General features: G+C 50.7%; 14 protein-coding genes. 4 read left to right on the forward strand and 10 right to left on the reverse strand.

Annotated features, from left to right (window positions below):
- Window positions 1–95: 95 nt before the first annotated feature.
- The 5 genes from BUC02_RS00640 to BUC02_RS00660 are packed head-to-tail and all read right to left on the reverse strand — an operon-like array spanning window position 96 to window position 9,873.
- Window positions 96–1,562: a hypothetical protein gene (locus BUC02_RS00640; protein ID WP_073317274.1), complete on the reverse strand. Its 1,467-nt coding sequence runs from the start codon at window positions 1,560–1,562 to the stop codon at window positions 96–98.
- Window positions 1,556–4,279, reverse strand: coding sequence for a TIGR02171 family lipoprotein (locus BUC02_RS00645; protein WP_073317277.1), 2,724 nt, complete (start codon window positions 4,277–4,279; stop codon window positions 1,556–1,558). Before BUC02_RS00645 ends, BUC02_RS00640 begins: the two co-directional genes overlap by 7 nt.
- Before the next feature lie 3 nt (window positions 4,280–4,282).
- On the reverse strand, window positions 4,283–7,042 hold the full coding sequence (locus BUC02_RS00650; RefSeq protein ID WP_073317280.1) for a TIGR02171 family lipoprotein: 2,760 nt from the start codon (window positions 7,040–7,042) through the stop codon (window positions 4,283–4,285).
- Between the two features lie 35 nt (window positions 7,043–7,077).
- Window positions 7,078–7,842 (reverse strand): transglutaminase family protein, encoded by a 765-nt coding sequence (locus BUC02_RS00655; RefSeq protein WP_073317283.1) that lies wholly within the window; start codon window positions 7,840–7,842, stop codon window positions 7,078–7,080.
- Window positions 7,843–7,899: 57 nt separating this feature from the next.
- Window positions 7,900–9,873: an alginate O-acetyltransferase AlgX-related protein gene (locus BUC02_RS00660; RefSeq protein ID WP_073317286.1), complete on the reverse strand. Its 1,974-nt coding sequence runs from the start codon at window positions 9,871–9,873 to the stop codon at window positions 7,900–7,902.
- A gap of 170 nt (window positions 9,874–10,043) precedes the next feature.
- Here BUC02_RS00660 and BUC02_RS00665 point away from each other — a divergent pair, with 170 nt between their 5' ends.
- Genes BUC02_RS00665 through BUC02_RS00680 form a run of 4 tightly spaced genes read left to right on the forward strand, consistent with a single transcriptional unit; the run spans window position 10,044 to window position 13,942 of the window.
- Window positions 10,044–11,336, forward strand: a complete 1,293-nt coding sequence (locus BUC02_RS00665) for a chloride channel protein (RefSeq protein WP_073318831.1) — start codon at window positions 10,044–10,046, stop codon at window positions 11,334–11,336.
- Window positions 11,337–11,349: 13 nt separating this feature from the next.
- Window positions 11,350–12,288: a radical SAM/SPASM domain-containing protein gene (locus BUC02_RS00670; RefSeq protein ID WP_073317289.1), complete on the forward strand. Its 939-nt coding sequence runs from the start codon at window positions 11,350–11,352 to the stop codon at window positions 12,286–12,288.
- An 18-nt stretch (window positions 12,289–12,306) separates the two neighbouring features.
- Entirely contained in the window at window positions 12,307–13,155 is an 849-nt protein-coding gene (locus tag BUC02_RS00675; RefSeq protein ID WP_073317293.1) for an arginase family protein, read from the forward strand.
- Window positions 13,142–13,942 carry a pseudouridine synthase gene (locus tag BUC02_RS00680; RefSeq protein ID WP_073317296.1) on the forward strand — a complete coding sequence of 267 codons (801 nt, stop codon included), beginning with the start codon at window positions 13,142–13,144 and terminating at the stop codon, window positions 13,940–13,942. The genes BUC02_RS00675 and BUC02_RS00680 overlap by 14 nt, the downstream gene beginning before the upstream one ends.
- Here BUC02_RS00680 and ftsE read toward each other — a convergent pair.
- The 5 genes from ftsE to BUC02_RS00705 all read right to left on the reverse strand — a co-directional run bounded on the left by ftsE (window position 13,939) and on the right by BUC02_RS00705 (window position 18,794).
- The gene (gene ftsE / locus BUC02_RS00685) at window positions 13,939–14,628 is read right to left on the reverse strand and encodes a cell division ATP-binding protein FtsE (protein ID WP_073317299.1); all 690 of its coding nucleotides are present in this window, start codon (window positions 14,626–14,628) and stop codon (window positions 13,939–13,941) included. The two genes, BUC02_RS00680 and ftsE, sit on opposite strands and share 4 nt — an antisense overlap.
- 49 nt (window positions 14,629–14,677) lie before the next feature.
- The gene (locus BUC02_RS00690; RefSeq protein WP_073317302.1) at window positions 14,678–15,973 is read right to left on the reverse strand and encodes a peptidylprolyl isomerase; all 1,296 of its coding nucleotides are present in this window, start codon (window positions 15,971–15,973) and stop codon (window positions 14,678–14,680) included.
- Entirely contained in the window at window positions 15,973–16,797 is an 825-nt protein-coding gene (locus BUC02_RS00695; protein ID WP_073317306.1) for a hypothetical protein, read from the reverse strand. Before BUC02_RS00695 ends, BUC02_RS00690 begins: the two co-directional genes overlap by 1 nt.
- Window positions 16,798–16,886: 89 nt before the next feature.
- Complete coding sequence (locus BUC02_RS00700) at window positions 16,887–18,305, reverse strand: MBOAT family O-acyltransferase (protein WP_073317310.1); 1,419 nt, start codon at window positions 18,303–18,305, stop codon at window positions 16,887–16,889.
- 90 nt (window positions 18,306–18,395) lie between these two features.
- On the reverse strand, window positions 18,396–18,794 hold the full coding sequence (locus BUC02_RS00705; protein ID WP_073317313.1) for a hypothetical protein: 399 nt from the start codon (window positions 18,792–18,794) through the stop codon (window positions 18,396–18,398).
- Window positions 18,795–18,803 lie beyond the last annotated feature (9 nt).

The raw sequence follows: 18,803 nt of genomic DNA on the forward strand, positions 1-18,803 counted from the left end.
TCTATCTCAAAACAAGAATGTGATGTCGCCTCACTCTCGCCATCGCTCCTGCTTAACGCATGGAGCTTATGGCTCACAGTTATTACCGTTCGGCTCTATTTGATCATTTTATCGAATACGGCGAAGTATTCGTCGCGATATGCCAGGTGCCAGCGGGAATCTTGCTGCAAAGCACGCAGAAGTGTATCCCAGCGGGCATAGTACTGCAGCGGGAATAGGGCGCGGTCTATGCCTATGGAATCGGCGTCATGCATAAACAGGGCGGGGTCTTTGGCGTAATTCAGATACCGTTCAAAGAAATCCGCCGTCTTAAGGATAAACCTGCCATCGATGTAGATGGAATCAGTCGGGTTCATTAAAGCCAGGTAACCGCCGGCACGATCATCGTTAAAAAGCTTACCCTTATGCGGATGTTTCTGCATCCAGTCTGTCGCATCAACCGGCACACGCTGGTAAGCGACCATGGAGATGTCGTAAGCAGAAAGTGAACGAACCCAGAGACCGAAGATAAAAAAAGTAGGAAGTAGGAAGTAGACAGTAGACAGTAGGCGGCAGGATGTGAAATGTGGAGTGTGAAATGGGAAATTAGGCAATGTCGCTAAAAGTACCGGCAGGAACAATACGAAATTACGTTCGGCAATAAGGACAAGGATTGCTGTCGCCAAGAGAGAGACATTCAAAACACCGGGCCTGCGATTCTTATACAAGCGCCAAATGGCAAGTCCCATTCCTGCTAGGCAGAGCAAAATCATCAGCACACATTCCAGTGTATTCTCCCCCTCCATCAAAAGCGTGAACGGAGAACGGTTCTCGGCGATTTCGCTTGCAAAGATTGCCGCCGAGGGCGAAAGTCCAAGCAAACGGTCCAAGAGTCCAAACGGGTACAGGAATAACGCGAGGCCCTCGCGATGCAAGAACGGCATCGCAAACAATGCAACAACAAAAGCTCCCCGCAACGCAAACGCCTTCCGAGAAAACTTATCACCCGACTTACGCGAATTCCAAATTCCGGCAGTCAACACAAGCACCGCAAACAGCGGGCCCAAAATGTACAGGCCCTGCGTTTTGCACCAAGTCCACTGTATGGCAAGAATAAGAACCGCAAAAAGCGTGTTCACCGGGGTCAAGCGACTGTTCGCAAACAACCTCGGCAAGACATTCCAATAAATCCCGAGAAACAATAGCGAAAACAGCACCGGACGCATTTCAAAATGATAGCGGAATACAAAAAGCAGAACAACTGCAACTAGAGACCGCCTCATACAACTAGAGATTGCCGCGGTCCTTCGGACCTCGCAATGACATTTAGGATTTTCAGGCAACAAGAAAAGTGCAAACACGACGCCCCAAAGAATCGCCTTGAAAGCCACCAAGAGCGGAGCGCCACCCAAACCGTAGACAAAGCCTACCGCCAGTTGAAAATATTCATGCACGTTCACAACGGGCGTGCGGACAGGTGTCCACGTAGTCACCCATTCGCGAGCACAAGCCAAATGCCACCAGATGTCGGTATCGGTCAGCGGAAAAATCGCGAACAGAATGACAAATACAGCAATTACCATTTCAATGTTTTCAGAACAGAATCCAGGCGGTCTGTCAACTGCTTTTTACCAGCAACACAGAGGTGGTCACGGTTAAAAGCCATTTGATCGGGATAATCATGATCGCCGAACTTATTTTCATCCATCAAGATGAAATATCGGTTTGCCTTGGCAAGCGCATCCAGCTTTTTCTTTTTTTCGGGATACTTACTGCGCTGCAGACCGTAAGTACCAAAGCTTCCCGTCTTTTTGTACTGGGGGGCCATCGGGAAAATGATCCCGATAACATAGATATTCTTGGCGGCCGCACTATCTACGATTTCGGCCAGTTCGTTCAATCTTGCATCCAGATAGCGTTCCTCTTGCGTCGAGAATACAGAATCCATCAGCACGTCGGTTCCGTCAACACCCCAACTGCGGCATTCATCATCAAGTCCTCCGCGGGCGGAATAACGCTGAATCCAGCCCTGACTTGCCGGGTACGCATTTTCAACCGCCTCGACAAAACCATTGGGCAATCCCGATTTCCAGAAGTCGTGATGGGCATCGTAATCGTAACCGGGAACACCCATATGAATCAAACTCAAGTGGTCTTCCCTTCCGCTCCAATTGTCCAAATCTAGGGACATCACAATCGCTTTCAAGTTGTCGGCATGGTTCAACGCATAATTTTCAACGAAATACATATCGCGGTTTCCGTCAATTCCAGAAACAGCCGTATTCAGCATGTTCCATTCCGGGTACGCATCCGGATCAAGCCCCATTTCCATTCTAGAACTCCCGACCAAAAGAACTTCGGTTACATCGAGATTCTTCCAGTAGAGTTCCATCTTTATTCGGTACTTTTCCGTTTCGACATCAAGGCCTTCGTCATAGTAAATGCCGGCGCTGTCCAAGTTCAACGAACCATCGTAGCCCGTAAAGACCTCATTCACCCAAAACGCGGGGTGCCAAAGTTCATTTCCTTCAGCCAAATCCACAATGCTAGAGTCCGAAAGGTCTACCATAACGATTTTTGTATGGGCACCGTTTGCGTTCGTAAGCGTAGCAACCGCCTTATTATGGTTACCCGGGACCCATTCGCTGTGGTCAAAAGAATATCCCTTCGGAGCTCCCACCGATTGAATCAACTTGCCTGTACTATCTACGACAAGAATGCGTTCATGTGTCCCGTACTTGGAGCCGACAAATTTTCGACCTGTCTTGCCGGCAAAATCGAGAAACAAGGTGCGTTTGCTGCTATCTTGAGCTAGAGAGGCATTGCAAGCCTGTTCGCCATCGTACCACAATTCAGATTCAGAACCTACACGGGCTCGCAGCAAGCGTGCACCCGTTACAGCCAGTTTTTCATCTTCCGAAATGCCACCATGGTAAGCGCCATCAAAGAGCTTTTTCGTTTCGCCAAATTTTCCCTTCGAGAATTTCACCTGCCATGTAGAAGTCGACTTGAAGGTCGCATCATCTTTATTGTTGCCAGCATCGGTTACATACACAATGACCGTATCACCGTTTTCAAGCACTCGCCAGCGCGGAATGGCGGCCGATTCAACATCCAGCTTGACAAGACCAGAACCTTCGGCATTCAGGTTGCGCACATAAACAGCCGACTTGCCAGAAACGCCCTCAAGCCCGGTGCTAAACGCGACCTTCTTTCCGTCCGGAGAAATATCCGGATGGAACACATTCAAGGAATCCTCGATTTCAATCACCGAAAGTGGCGTGCCGTAAGAATAATCCACAAAAGACAGATTCCCCGACAAATCATTTCGGAACACAAGCTTCATCTTGTAAGTCCCAAAGATATCGCGAAGCGTCGAGGAACTGGCATGCGGAATCACGCGGCTGTTCACGGCTTTACCGTCGGAATTCATCCACACAGCATCTGGAATTGCTCCAAACGCCAAGCGAAAGCCCACATAGTCTGCACGGGTAGAAGACGTCACCGTATACACGTCGCCGCGGCCAAAAAGCGTAATGGATTCAGCAGGAGTCCTGTAGCTGCCGCCTTTCACGACGCGCTGACCTAGAGACCCGCCATCAGGGGCGCCCACATAGTTCGTCACAACCGTATCGCGGAAATTGCCGAGCCAATCATTCATCCATTCCATGGCGTTTCCGAGCATGTCACAGATTTGCTCATTCGATGTCTTGGAGCAAACAGGATGCAATTGGTAATCCGAATTATCCGCTGTCCAGGCATTTTTTGCATTCCAGAAACGGCTCGCGACAAAGACCCATTCCGCCTCGGTCGGCAAGCGGTACGCATTTACCTCGGGGTGGAACACAAATTCATCTAGATTCACGCAATGATTTTCAGAATTCAGTTCAACTTTACTGTAGGTATACGCCGTATCAAAGCCCTCTTTTTTACTGCGGGCATTAGCAAAGAGAACTGCATCGTAATACGTCAAATTCGTCGCCGGATAAGCATCCTTTTCGCAAGGGACCGAAATCTTCGAAGACTTCATGAGCGAATTGAATTCGGCACAAGTCACCTCGGACTTGCCTATCGAAAAATCGTAATTCAGGGACACCTGCATTTGCGGGCGTTCACTAACCATAGCAACACTGTCATTGGTACCAAGCATCACTTCTTTCTTGTCATGCTTGACCGCAACCATGTTATCTAGCGAGTCAGATTCAAATGCAGAATCAACATTTTGCTGCGAATAAATGTATTCCGAGTTTGAGCAAGCATAAAAAGCGACACTCAGCAGCAACAATAAAATCCGACACATTTCTTACCTCAATTCCTTCAATACCGCTTCAATCCGTTTTGTAATTTGGGGTGCCGCTCTTGCGCAAAGATGGTCTTCATCAGCAGCGGAATATTCGTCATAATCATGTTTTCCCATCTTGTTTTCATCCAGCAGCCTGAAATGCGGATATGTTTTTTCCAAAGCCTTCAAGTCATCAATGAGTTCTTTAGCACGGCTCCTGCGCAAGCCATAACGACCAAATGCACCCGTTTTTCTGTATGCCGGATTTTGCGGGAAAATAACACCTACGACGCTAACGCCCCTCTCTTCAGCCTTTTCAAGAATTTTCTTGAATACTTTCATAGAATTCTCAAGCGTTTCCGGATGATTGTCATAGTAAAGGGAATCCATTTCTATATCGGGATTCTTGCTCCAGGGCTTACAACCTGTTCCAAGCATACGACCGCGGTCATCCAAGAAGGCGTAGTCGCCTTCAATCGTCATGTAATTCTCAGTATATTCCAACAAGCCTTCCGGATACCCGTCTTGCCAGTAATTGTGATTCTTGTCGTACACGAACCCGGCATAGTTCTTGTAATTATCGTTGAAGAAATTGTCGCTATTGGGGCCTTTTTCCGTCTTGTACCAGAAATCGATATCCAGAGAAATCACAATGTATTTCAGCTTTTTGAAATGCGGATAGATGTAGAAGTCCAAGAAATCCTTCGACATGTATATGGAATTAGGCGTCTGGGCGAGATTGATCGCATAGAACGGCTGAACCAGGTACCTGGGCGACACGGAATGCAAGGGACGCGACGAACCGACAATCACGACATTTGCCGTATCGCGGTAACGCCAGATCAATTCCATATTGTAGCGCATCAAAATGCCTTCAAAATTTTCGCCGGCATGCATGTAGACGCCCGCGCTATCGCCATCGACTTCGAACTTGGATTTATCCAAAGCATCCGGAATCCAGAGGCACGGTTGCCACAAGTCATCGCCTTCGACCAAATCGGTCATGCTGCTGTCTTGCATATTGACGAGCACGATCTTCCTGTGCATTCCGCTTGCTTCCGTAAGAGTAGCTACGGCATAGTCCGAACGGCCGCGCACCCATTCCGTATGATCAAAGGAATAGCCCAAAGGCGCCTTTATGGAGCTTATCAGTTTACCCGTGCTGTCCATGACCAGAATGCGTTCATGAACGCCGTAAGACTCGCCCACAAATTTTCGGCCCGTTTCTCCGCTAAAATCAAGGAACAAGGTCTTCTTGGAGCCATCGGTTGCAAGCGATACATTGCAAGCCTGCTCGCCATTATACCACACGGTATCGCTGGCCTTGGATTCCAACGTCGAGGTTCCCTGAGCCACCTTTGCACGTAGCAGCCTGGCCCCAGTCACGGCCAAGCGTTCGTCACCGCTGATTCCGTCATGGTATGCGCCATTAAAAAGCTTTTGCGGTCTACCGAACCGTTCTTTCTGGAACTTCACCTGCCAAGTCTCCAAACGCTTGAACGAGCCGTCATTCCTGTTGTCGCCGGCATCCGTCACATAGACAATCACCGTATCGCCATTCGGAAGAACTCTCCAACGGGGAATCGATGCGTTATCGACCTTCAGCTTGAATATTTTAACATAGCCCAGCGAAAGCGTTCTGACATACACTTCGGATTTGCCCGAAACGCCTTCAAGCCCTGTAGAGAAGGCGACAAAACGTCCGTTTGGCGAAACATCCGGATGGTACACTTCCAAAGTATCCTTGATTTCGGCCGTATAAATGGTGCCGTCCGAATAGTTCACGTAGGCCAGATTACCAGTCAAGTTGTTGCGGAATGCAAGGACAACCTTATATGCATCCAAATGATTCTTTAACGTGCGCTGGTTCACTAACGAAATCACGCGCTTGGAATTGGGAATGCCGTCATAGTCCATCCACACCGCGTCAGGAATTTGACCAAATGCCAAGCGGAAACCGACATATTCCGCACGAGTTGACGAGGTAATCGTATACACGTCGGTACGGCTGTACAAATTGATTGCACTTCCTAGCTGGCGATAGCTACCGCCCTTCACGATTCGCTTACCCATGTTGCCGCCATCTGGCGACCCCGTGTAATTGTAGATGGTCGTATCCCTAAAGAATCCGAGCCAGTCATTGACCCATTCCATGGCGTTGCCCGCCATATCGCAAAAATCCGTAGAATCAGAAATTCGAGTACAAACCTCATGCAGCTGAATTCCCGAATTTTCGGCATTCCAGCTCGCCCGCGGATTCCAGTTACGGCCAGCTACTACGACCCATTCCGCTTCGGTCGGCAAACGATAGCCATCTACATCGGTATGAAAATAAAATCCTTCAAGGAACGTACAATGTCCATCGCTATCGATCTGTTTACTCGAGTACGAATACACCGTATCGAAATTTTCCGCCTTGCTTTTTTCGTTGGCAAACAAGACAGCATCGTAATATGTCATGTCTGTCGCAGGGAGATTCTTGTTTATGCAAGAAAGTTTGAGTCCCTGAGGTTTCATCAACTTATTGAATTCGCCACAAGTGACTTCGTGCTTGCCCATGGAAAATGAATAGTCAACCTTGACTTTCATTTGGGGGTATTCTTCCAGCTTTGCAGCAGTATCGTTCGTTCCAAGAATCGCTGTCGCATTATAAGCCGTCACACGAATCATGCCGTCCAGTTTATCTTTTGAAACTCCAAGATAAACATAATCGGATGTAGGATTCACATCGGCGCAAGCAAAAAACAGGAGCGATATTAAAGAAAGTAAAATAACCCGCATTTGCTAAAAATAGCAATTTAGGGCCAAATTCACGATTACAGGTGGTCCGGTAAACGGCTTTTAGCAATTTCCTGGTTCGCCTTGATGCCCGGATATTCCGCAAAAAACTCTTCGGCCATGCGGTACCAGGTCAAAGCGCGGCGCAAGTCGCTATCCAAGTACAGGTTTCCCATATTGAAAGCCGCAAGCCCCACGAACTGTGTGGGCGTAAGAGGTTTGAATTCCAACCCCGTCCAAGGCCCCGCCTTGTATTTTTCACGGTATTCTTGGTCTGAATAGCTATAGCCTTCGCGATTTGGCTCCAGATTAATCGCGGTCGAAGAGTCTGCCCCATAGCGCAAGAACACATGCCCTGGGAGCATGATAACCGAAAGCGGCAAGTTTCGCGCCTCGGCAACCATCATCGCAAGCCAAGAAAGGCCCATGCAGCCGGACTTTTTCATTTGCAACACATGCAATGGGAGTATCGCTTCGGCCGTAACGGCCGCATCGCCTGCGCCCGCAAATTCAAGGCCCCAATAAGTCCACAGCAAACTTTTCAGGCTCCACAAGGTATCACCAGTCATCGCAAGCGAACTGTCGAAATAAGCAAGTCCACCGTTCCACGATTCAAGAGAATCAAGGCATCCCGGCAAGCGGTCTTCAAAGGTACAGGCCGCATCCCTAAAATTCATCGTCTCGGCTCGCCCGCTCCAAAGCAGCAACGTAAGTGACGCCGCAAAGACGACAATCAGCACCGGCCAGAAGAACCTAGACGAGAGACGAGAGATGAGAGACGAGAGAAATAAAATACTTTTCATTTTATAATATATCCTCTCTCGTCTTTCGTCTGTAGGCACAAAGTGCCGTTCTTTCGTCTATAAACCATCCCATTCCATGGGCGATTGCCAGAAGTCACGAGCCGTCATCATGTAAATCACGAGGCGCTTGCTCTGCATATCCTTCTTCATTTTCATCATGCGGTGGTACACGCCCGGGCCGCCGCCCCAACTTGTAAGCACCTGCACGTCGAGCCCTGTCGCATAAGCCAGCAGCGAGCCCGGGCCGCCCGATTTCTGGTCGACCGATTCAAACACTCCCGTAAAGGAATCACCCATCAAGAGAATCGGCGAATTCTTGCCGCCCTTGTAGGCTTCAGTGCCCTTGAAGATTTTCATTGCAGGCAAAGTATCTGCAGCATACTTTGACTTTTCAGCATCGGGCAAATGAGCCACAAGGTCGCCTTCACGTACCGTTTTCGTTTCTTGCAGGTTAAGCGAACCAGGTTGTGCTCCCGATTCGGCGTACCAAGAATACTGCGTCACGCGGCTAGCCAAGAGTTCCATGGAGGCAAGCATGCCGGGCAAGGACCAGTGCGTATCATAGCGCTGGTAGCTGTAATGCGGAGGTTCATCGCCCGACTTCGCGGCCATCAAGGCCGGATAAAGGTCAAGCACGTCGAGCCCTGCGGCAAGCATTTCGCGAGTGAATTCGCGGCCGGCGGGGTTCACGCAAAGGTCGGCAGCCGTGCCTTCAACCAGGCGTTCTCCATAAATTTCTTCTTTTACCGGAACCGGCACCACCAAGAGCTGCACATTCAGGGAATCCAAGTACTTCTTGAGTTCCAGCAGGCGCGGGAGCGGATTGTGCAAGGAATCCTGCTTGGTAATTTTATCTGCAAGCAAGTAATTGGCGTTGCGTCTAAACCAGAGCATGTCGCCACCAGCCCAGGCATTCTGTTCCTTCGGGAGCTTCTTGAGTTTTTTTGAAAGGGCATCGCGGAATTTTTTCGTAGCATCATTTGCCGGGCAAGAGCCTTCGAGCGATGCTAGCGTTTCAAGCCTGAAAGCGGAACTTGTATCGAGCGTGCGATTCACCGGCACTACCTCACCCGCTTCGGCCAAGGAATCCGCCGTACGCTTGGCGCGCAAGGCTTCGTCGCTCAAGCGGAATGCAGGCACTTCAAAAGCGATCCACATCGGCGTCCCCATGGGGTTTCCGCGCATCACGGCAAAAGGCCTATTGGCGTCACCTTCCCACGGAGCCCCTGCCGTATGCGGTTCCAAGTCTGTATTCAAAGTCGGATACCAGTAAGATGACAAAGTACGAGCCCAGTTCATGACATCGTCAATGTTCATTTCGCCGGTCAAATAGTAATTCAAGATTTCTGCAGTTTCACCCGTAGAGCTAAACTTCAACTTTCCGTAAAACACGGAGCGGCCCGTCCACGGGGCAGGCATCACCTCGACCCACCAGTCCACGGAACCATCGCTCAGAGGAACGCCCCACATGCGAGTCACCGTCTGGAAAGCGCGGAACACTTCGGGTTCATTCCACTTGACCGCTTCAACGGAATTCAACAACTGCGAAAGCGAATCGTTTCCGGTTTGCGCATAAAGAATCTTGGCAAGCGGTTCCCATGCCAACGGCTGGCGGCCCGCAATGGCGGCAGGCTCGTATTCCGAAAGGGATTCCAGCATCGGGAACGGATATTCTGCAAGCTTTGCCTGAGCCATTTTGCCCGTATAGTTTTCAGGTTTTTCTTCTTTGCCCGCCAAACGAATCGGGTTATTGAAATACGCCGCAAAATCGAGGGCGGCAAGAGTAGGCTTTTTAACCACGCGCACCTGCTTATCGGCGCTAATGAACTTCATTTCGAACACGGTCACCGGCGTCGAAGGCTGAGGCGGCAATGCCGCCGGGCGCTCTGCAGACACATTCTCGGCCTGAGGCACATTTGCATCCGGTTTATTCGAAGCACAAGAAGAAAGTGCTATCACCAAAAGCGACGACGAAAGCATCGCCAAAGAAATTTTTGTCAAAGATTTTTTAGCGCGGGAATCTAATTTCATAATTCAAATATACTAAATCTGCTTTTCAAGCTAAATTTCTAAATTTACCGCGCAATCAAGGATTATCCATGAATTTCAGAGATTTTGGCAAATACAACCAGTTCAAGGAACAATTCGCCGGCATGTCGCCCGAAATGAAGGAGCAAATGATGCGTATGGCGAAGGAACAAATGAAGGCTAGATTCAGTGCATTTGTTCAAAAGTGGCTATCACTCCCGATTTTGACGATTGCAGCAATCGCCTTGGGCGCTCTTGTCGGAGCCCTTACGGCTTTCTTTGGGCAGGTGCTCCTGGCGGTCAGTGCGGTACGCGACGCCAATCCGCTTTACTGGATTCCGGGACTTGCCTTGATCGGTATTGCGATTGTACTTGGTTACAAGAAATTCGGCAAGGGCACCGAGCGCGGCATGGACATGGTATTCGGTGTCGCCCACGGCAAAGAAAACGAAATTCCGCTGCGCATGATCCCGATGGTTGCGGTAAGCACATGGCTTACGCATTTATTCGGCGGTAGTGCCGGCCGCGAAGGAGTCGCGATGCAGATTGGTGCGACGCTCGGGCACAACATCAGCAAAAAAATTCCTATGGAAAACGCCGGCAAAATTTTGCTCATTGCAGGCATGGCTGCAGGTTTTGCAGGACTTTTCCAGACACCGCTTGCCGCCATAGCGCTTGCGCTTGAAGTTCTGCTGGTGGGCTACTTGAATCTGTCCGCTTTGCTCCCGGCAACAGCCGCTGCATTTACCGCCTACAAGGTTTCCGAGATGCTCGGGCTCGAAAAGTTCTCCGTTGACTTGCACACGCTTTTCCCGGATTCAAACGTCGCCGGACTCCTGTGGAATGAAAACGGACTTGACATTCAATTCGTACTAAAGCTTGCCCTGCTTGGTGTTTTATTCGGTATCGTAGGCGGCGGCTTTGCCAAGATGCTTTCGATTGCCAAGAAACTTTTCGCAAACAAGTTGCCAAATGCAGTCAAGCGGATCACCTTCGTAGGTATCGCCCTCAGCCTTTTGCTTCTCCTTTTCTGGCAGGGCCGCTATGCAGGCCTCGGTACGAACCTGATTGACCTCTGCTTTGCAAACCCGAAGGCCGCAAATGTAAATGTCGCGGGAGTCGCTGCAACAGTTTTCGCCTGCGACTGGATTCTGAAATTCGCACTCACGATTGCAACGATTGCAGTCGGATTCAAGGGCGGCGAAATCACACCGTTATTTGCCATCGGGGCTACATTCGGCACTTGGGTAGCCGCCATGGTAGGCGTTCCCTTGCCGCTTGCAGCAGCCCTCGGTTATGCGGCCGTCTTTGGTGGTGCGACAAACACGCTCTTGGCCCCCATCTTTATCGGCGCAGAAATTTTCGGTTTTGACACCTTGCCCGCATTCTTTATCGTTTGCGTAGTCGCCTTTGTTTGCAACGGCGGACAAAGCATCTATGCGCAGAAAAAATTGAGACTCAAGTAGTTGACGTAGAATCATGAACGCGGTCTATATCGAAATTACGGATGTATGCAACTTGAATTGCAGCTTTTGCCCTTGCGGCAAGGCAGTTTCGCAGACATCAACGATTTCGCCCCAAAATACCGCATCAAAAAAGCCTCGCGAATTCATGAGCACGGAGCTATTTGAACGCTGCATTGCAGAAGCGGCGACCGTTGCCGAAAGCGTCTACTTTCATGTGCTGGGCGAACCTACGCTGCATCCTGGTTTTGGGCTATTCCTCAAAAGACTAGAGCAAACTCCGCTCAAGCTGAACTTGACCACCAACGGCACCACCATAGCACGAGTTTCGGAGCGCCTCTTGAAATCCCCCGCCGTGCGCCAGGTGAACATTTCGACGCATGCGTATGCGGAACTGCCGCAGGAACCGGCACTCGCACACTTGCAAGACGTCCTTGACTTTTGCAAGATGGCGAATGCAGTGCGTCCCGACATGTACATCAATTTGAGGCTCTGGAATGTAGGCGATGCAACCAGCAATTCTTGGAACGAGACGATGCTTGCCAAGGTGAACGAGACTTTCGGCACCAATGTTGAACTAGGTCATTTCTGTAGCCGCCACAAGAGTTTCAATGTCACCGGACGCATCTACCTGCACCAGGACAGCCGCTTTGAATGGCCTGAACAACTCAGAATTCAGAATTCGGAATTCAGAATTGACAATTCTAAAAAAAATTACATTCAAGGAACATGCCGCGCACTCGACACCCATGTTGCAATTCTCCATGACGGACGCGTTGTAGCCTGCTGCTTAGATTATAGCGGACAAATCACCCTCGGGAACATCGCCGACCAGAGCCTTGCCGAAATCCTGAAGACTCCCCTCGCCCGCAACCTACGCGAAGGCTTCGACAAGCACGAATTACGCCATCCGTTTTGTCAGAATTGCACTTTCTGCAAGCGCTTCGGCAAATAAGTTTATATTTGAGTCAAGATGCCGATAGTCACCATTCAAGATTTCACTGGCGTTTACGCCGAGCAGCCCTTCATGCAAGGGCTGCGGGAATTGGCTGCATCTAACGGCGACATTCATTGGCTGGACTGCACTAAGATTGAAGGTACAGACTGCTACTGCGATGACGAAGCGCAAGATGCCCTCAACAAGATGATGGACGAAGCCGTCGCAACCGCTACGAATACTTCTGCTACAAGCACCCCCGGCATCCACTTCTTCGATAACGGCAATTACCACTACATGAGTATGCTCTGGACGGACCGCGTTCAAGAACCGTTCGACCTTGTCGTATTTGACCACCATCCCGATATGCAACCGCCTCGTTTCGAAGGAATCCTCAGTTGCGGAGGCTGGATTAAAGAAGTTCTCGACCACAATAAATTTGTACAGAACGTCATCGTTACCGGAGTCGCCGACCATCTCGTCGAAGAAATCCGCGAAGACCTTTCGCAGGCAAGCGCCGCCGAAATTCTGAACCGCGTCACCTTCATCCGCGAAAGCGAACTATCCGCTGTCACCCTGGAGGGGTTTAGCCCCGATAGGGTCCATCTCACATCACACTCCACACCCGTCTACATTTCTATCGACAAGGACGCCCTTTCTACAGCAGAAGCAGCGACCAACTGGGATCAAGGTTCACTCACCTTTGAACAACTCGCCAAGACACTCAAAGTTCTCGCCGAAAACAGAAAAATTTTGGGAATTGACATTTGCGGAGAACGCGCCCGCGACATGGGATTCGAAGACACCGCCGCGGCAGACGCGCTCAACAACGCATTGAATGAGAAACTGTTCCACTTGCTCACGGAGCTCCATGGCTTTCAATAACCGCAAGCCACAAAAGCAAGGCGCCCACGGCGTTGCCCGCGTGATTTCCAAACGCGGCTATTGTAGCCGCAGCCAAGCCGAAAAGCTGGTACGCGAAGGCCACGTAATTCTCCGAGGCAAGCCTGTGCGCGACCCCGAAACGCCCGCCTACGAAAACGACGAAATTCTCATAGACGGCAGGCCCGTTACCGCAAGCGATTTCGTCTACTTCGCCATGAACAAGCCCCGCGGAATCGTCACCACCGCAAGCGACGAGAAGGGCCGCAAGACCGTGATGGACTTGTTCCGCGAAGAGTACGCCAAGATGTTTCCCGGCAAGCCTATGCCGCACATTGCACCCGTAGGCCGCCTCGACGCTGCCAGCGAAGGCCTGCTGCTTTTTACGAACGACACGCAATGGGCCGACACACTGCTGAATCAAACCCGCTGTCATTCTGGAGCCGCAGGCGATAGAATCCACAAGCAATCCCACTTGAAAATCTACCGCGTGCAGGTCAAAGGCCACCCCACTGCCGACGACCTTACGAAAATGGAATCCGGCTTCAGCGTCCCGCCCCGCGTCTTCGGCGAAAGCGAAGAATTCATGCACGCGGAGCGCGCACTACTCCACAACGAAGGCGAAAAGAACTGCTGGTTAGAAATTACGTTATCCGAAGGCAAGAACCGCGAAATCCGCCGCATGCTCGCCCACCTCGGCTACGAAGTCATGCGCCTCGTACGCATCCAGTTCGACAAGTATACGCTGGGCGATTTAAAGCCAGGCGAAATCCGCACCGTTCAGGTCTAAATAAGGTCTCTGTTCAAGAGTTCGCCGTGGTCAAGAACCAGGCGGCGGAAGGGGCTATTCAGGTAAAAGTCCGGGTTATGCGTCGCCATCACGACGGTTGTTCCGCGGGCATTGATTTCCTTGAAAATCTTGAAGACTTCTTCGGCGTTTTTCGGGTCAAGGTTACCGGTCGGTTCGTCCGCCAACAGCAAGTACGGGTTATGCACCATGGCGCGCGCAATCGCCACACGCTGCTGTTCACCGCCCGAAAGCGTATAGGGCATGGCAAAGCGTTTCTGGCTAATGCCCACAAGGGCTAAAGCATCGAACACAGCCGCATTAATCTTGCTGCTCGGAGTACCCACAATGCGGAGCGCAAGTGCCACATTCTCGAAAACATTGCGGTCCGGCAACAACTTAAAGTCCTGGAAAATAATTCCCATCTTGCGGCGAAGCGACTGGATTTTGCTATCCGGCGTATTCTTGCTGTCGTACAGGCAGTCGCCCGTAAACTTCACCATCACCTGGCCGCCACGTTCTTCGTCGGGGCGTTCGTCCATGTAAATCAGCTTCAAGAGCGTCGACTTACCAGCACCAGAATGCCCCGTCAAGAACACGAATTCACCCTTATGAATACGCAACGTCACATTGGAAAGAGCCTTCCAGTTATCCTCGTAAGATTTAGTGACGTGGTTAAAATGAATCATAAGAGCCTTTTAAACAATGGATTGCTTCGCTGCGCTCGCAATGACGTTATTATTCCGTCATGCGGATTTCGATATGGACTTCGTCACGCCACTTCTTTACCAGCGCTTCGAGCTTCTGATTTTCAAGATGGGTTGCAGCCATCTGTTCAATCTTACCGTAGTCTTCTTCCAGAGTCAAATCACGAATCTGGCGAGAATCATCCAGACGGAACAAGTGGTAGGCGCCATCAATCAGAACAGGTTCCGAAATTTCGCCCACGTTCAAGTTCGCAACTGGTTCCACATAGGCCGGTTCCATTTCGTTGCGCTGGAACCAACCGAGGCGGCCGCCGGCAAAGTTGCTGGACTTGTCTTCGCTAAACTTCTTGGCGGCAGCGGCAAAGCCTTCTGTCGTCTTGATAGCTTTTCTCAAAGAATCGGCACGGGCAAGAACCGCGGCAGAATCCTTCGCCGTCGGAATCGTGCGAAGCAAAATCTGGGCAGAACGCACACCGTCTTCTTTACGGCCAAGCACGCGGGCAATATGCCAGCCAAGCTTCGTCTTCACCGGGTTAGAAGAATACTGACCGTTCTTCAGCAAATCCAAGGCACGTTCAAAGGCAGGGTCCAGCTGTCCACGCTTAAAATATCCCAAGTCACCACCCTTGGCAGCAGAAGTATCCTGCGAATGGGCCTTCGCCAACAGTTCGAAGCTCATCCCCAGGTTCAAGGTGTCGATCAAGGCATCCGCGATACGTTTTACCGAATCCACAATCATGGAATCCGGTTCAATCGGCAACTGAATATGGCTCAACAGCACGCAATTGAACTGCTGCGGAATAGAATCCTTGTAATTTGCAAAAAAGGCATCCACTTCTTTTTTGGTCGGCGTAACAGAACCGACATGGCGCTGACGCACACGGGCCATTTCAATGTGGTTGCGAATCTGCTTCGAAAGTTGGTCGCGGTACTGCGCCATGCTAATGCCGAGCTGGGCACGAATCGCCTTTTCGAGCGTCGCAAGGTCCGTATTCTGGCTTGCGGCAAGCTGCGACAAGTGGGCGTTCACGCGCTGGTCGACTTCGGCATCGGTAATCACAATAGAATCGCGGTCAATGCGGCTCAGCAAGACCTTTTCTTCAATCATCTGGTCAAGCACATACTTGCGCTGGTCCGCTTCGGACATCGCAGAACCTTCGGGCGTTTCCTGAAAACGGTACAAGTTGTTCAAGAATTCCGAACGCATAATCGGCTTGCCATCGACCACGGCCGCAACCCCTTCCATCAACACGGGTTCAGCCATGGCAAATGCGGCTAACGCACTCAACGAAATAACAAATTGTTTCACTGCAACAGGAAACTTCATTACTTTTCCTTTTCGCTAAACACATTCATCTGCGAGAAAATCGGGCGTGCCTTCTTCCATTCCTTCTTCAGGCGGGCAAACACGGTCTTCTGGTGTTCGACCCAGGCGCGGGCAGCCACATCTTCGGCGACTTCGGCATAGGGCAACACATCGGCAGAATCGAGTCTCGACAGCACAACGACAGCCTTGAGCTGGCCACCGCAAAGCTTAACCTGCGAAAGCTTGCCGAATTCCACATCGGTAAACGACGGCAAAATGCAGCTATCGGGGCTAACGGCAACCGTATCAAAGCGTTCAATGCGCTTCACCATCCAGCTTGCAGCCGGATAAGTTTCATAAGTCAGCTTCTTATGTCCCTTATAGTACATTTCAGCCATCTGCCAATCCTTAAAGTAAATCACGGCACCAGTCAGCAAGTTCCTGCCGCGCACAAACAATTCCGGATGGGCATGGTAGTAATCCAGCTTTTCGGTATCGCCAAGCATCATGGTGTCGGCAAACGTCTGCAAGTAATAGTCCACCGTGATCTTGCGTTCGGTACGTCTTACCTGTTCCTGAACGGCGGGGTCCTTCCAGAAGCCCTTGGCCATGGCTTCCTGGTAAATGGTTTCTTCATCAATCCAATGTTCCAGGAACGTCAGCTTTTCGCGGTCCGTCATGTAATCCCATTCAGGGACAAGACGGTAAAGTTCGGCCTGACGGAGTTTGGTTTCGCCCACCGAAACCACAACCGGGTCTTCCTTGGAAAATGGAACATCGCAGCCCGTCAAGCAAAAGAACGAGCATGCACAAACAGTCAGCAGAGAACGGATAATTTTATTCATCGGGGCTAAATTTAGAAAAAACCGAGCCCGCCGCCCACTCAAACAACATTCTTTTACTTTCAATCAGGCTTTTTTCTAAAGCCGCAATCCTAGAATTGGAAATAAAGGAACGGATTGTAGCTTTGTGTAAACAAAGCGAGAATGGCCACGATAAAGATGGCCAAGGCCACCGCCATACGAACCGGCGAAACCTTGCTGCACCAATCAAAGCTACGGAACTTCCAGAACGAAAGCAAGGCCGCAAGAGCCATAAAGAACAGACACGTCGGCGTAAAGATTTCAGCCGACAGAATCGCATCGGCAGAACTCACCGCATTGAACCCAAGCATGCTCTTCCACATGCGCCAGGCCTCGCCAATGCTGTCGGCACGGAACAGCACCCAGCCAAACAGCACAATCACCTGCGTAATCAGGACCTGCACCAGCTTGGGCGCCTTGTAATAAAAAGCGTTCTTGTTGTTTGCGCGTTCCACGATCATAAAGAAGGCATGGTACAGGCCCCAGCAAACAAACGTCCAGTTGGCACCGTGCCACACACCGCTCACGAACATCACCAGGAACAGGTTAAAGTACAGGCGGGCTGTGCCCACGCGGTTGCCGCCCAGCGGAATGTACAGGTAATCGCGGAACCAGCTCGTGAGCGAAATATGCCAGAACTTCCAGAACTCGGTAATGCTCTTGGAACGGTACGGGCCGTTAAAATTACGCGGAAAGTGGAACCCGAGCATGAGCCCAAGGCCAATCGCCATGTTCGAATACGCCGAAAAATCAAAGTAAATCTGGAACATGTACGCAAGCGAACCCCACCAGCTGTTCAGCACGCCGGGAGCATCGGCCGCAAACACGCGGTCCGCAATAATGCCCACCTGGTTTGCAAGGAATATCTTTTCGGCAAAGCCAAAACAGAAAAACGATATGCCGCGCACAAAATTTTCGAGCGTATGCGTACGGGTCGCAAGTTCCTCGGCCACGGTATTGTAACGGACAATCGGGCCCGCCACCAACTGCGGGAACAAGGCCACGTAGCAAGCAAATGTCGCAAAGTCCTTTACCGGAGGAGCAGTCCCGCGCCACACGTCAATCGCGTAACTCATGGACTGGAACGAATAGAACGAAATACCCACCGGCAAGAGCACCGTCATGACAGAGAACGGTTCACAACCGAGCTTTGTAATGACATCGTTCACGATGCCCATGCCGAACATGTAATACTTAAAGTAAGCAAGCGCCCCGAGGTTCACTGCAATAGCGGCCCCCAGTGCCAGATTCCGTTGCAGTTTAGAAGCCCCCGGAGCCGAAATAAAGCGGCCGGCCACGTACACCACCAGGGTGCAACCGAACATCAGGAACACAAGCCATGGTTCAAGCCAACCGTAAAAAACGTAGCTGAAAATCGTGATGAAAAAATTCAGCGTCGAGTGCTTCGCGTGCAGTTTGTACAACACGAAGTAACCGACCAGGAAGGTCGGCAAGAAATAGAAAAGGAATAGCTGGGAGGAGAAGACCATAGAAATCAGTTGGTAGAGCTTAGTTGGTAGAACTTAGAAAAATGAGATTATCTAAGTTCTAAGTTCTAAGTTCTAAGCTCTAAGTTCTAATCACTCATTCACCTCAACAGCCAAGTAACGCGGGGATTCGTCGTCAAAGTATTCGTCTTCGACAGCGCCATCCCAGTTGCCTTCGAGCGGCACCAGTTTGAGCTTATGCTTGGCCTTGGCCTTGAATTCACCCACATTGCCCTTGGACTTGTCGGCCATTTTGTCCTTGACCTTGCCGCGAGCAATGAGCGGGTTGTAAACGCCCACCAGCACGTCCTTGGCGTCCAGTTTGCCCGATTCCACCTTGAGCACCTTGTACTTGAACACGTACACGTAGCTGTACAGGTCGTTACTCGGCATCTTGCCCGGAATTTCGGTCAGACGGGCTTCGACAGCGATAGGATCAGCCACCGCAAAGACCGCGGCGGCAAACAGAATGGCAATCAATTTTTTCAGCATAATGCCTCC

Origin of the sequence: Fibrobacter sp. UWOV1 (assembly GCF_900142495.1) — a bacterium.
GTDB lineage: Bacteria > Fibrobacterota > Fibrobacteria > Fibrobacterales > Fibrobacteraceae > Fibrobacter.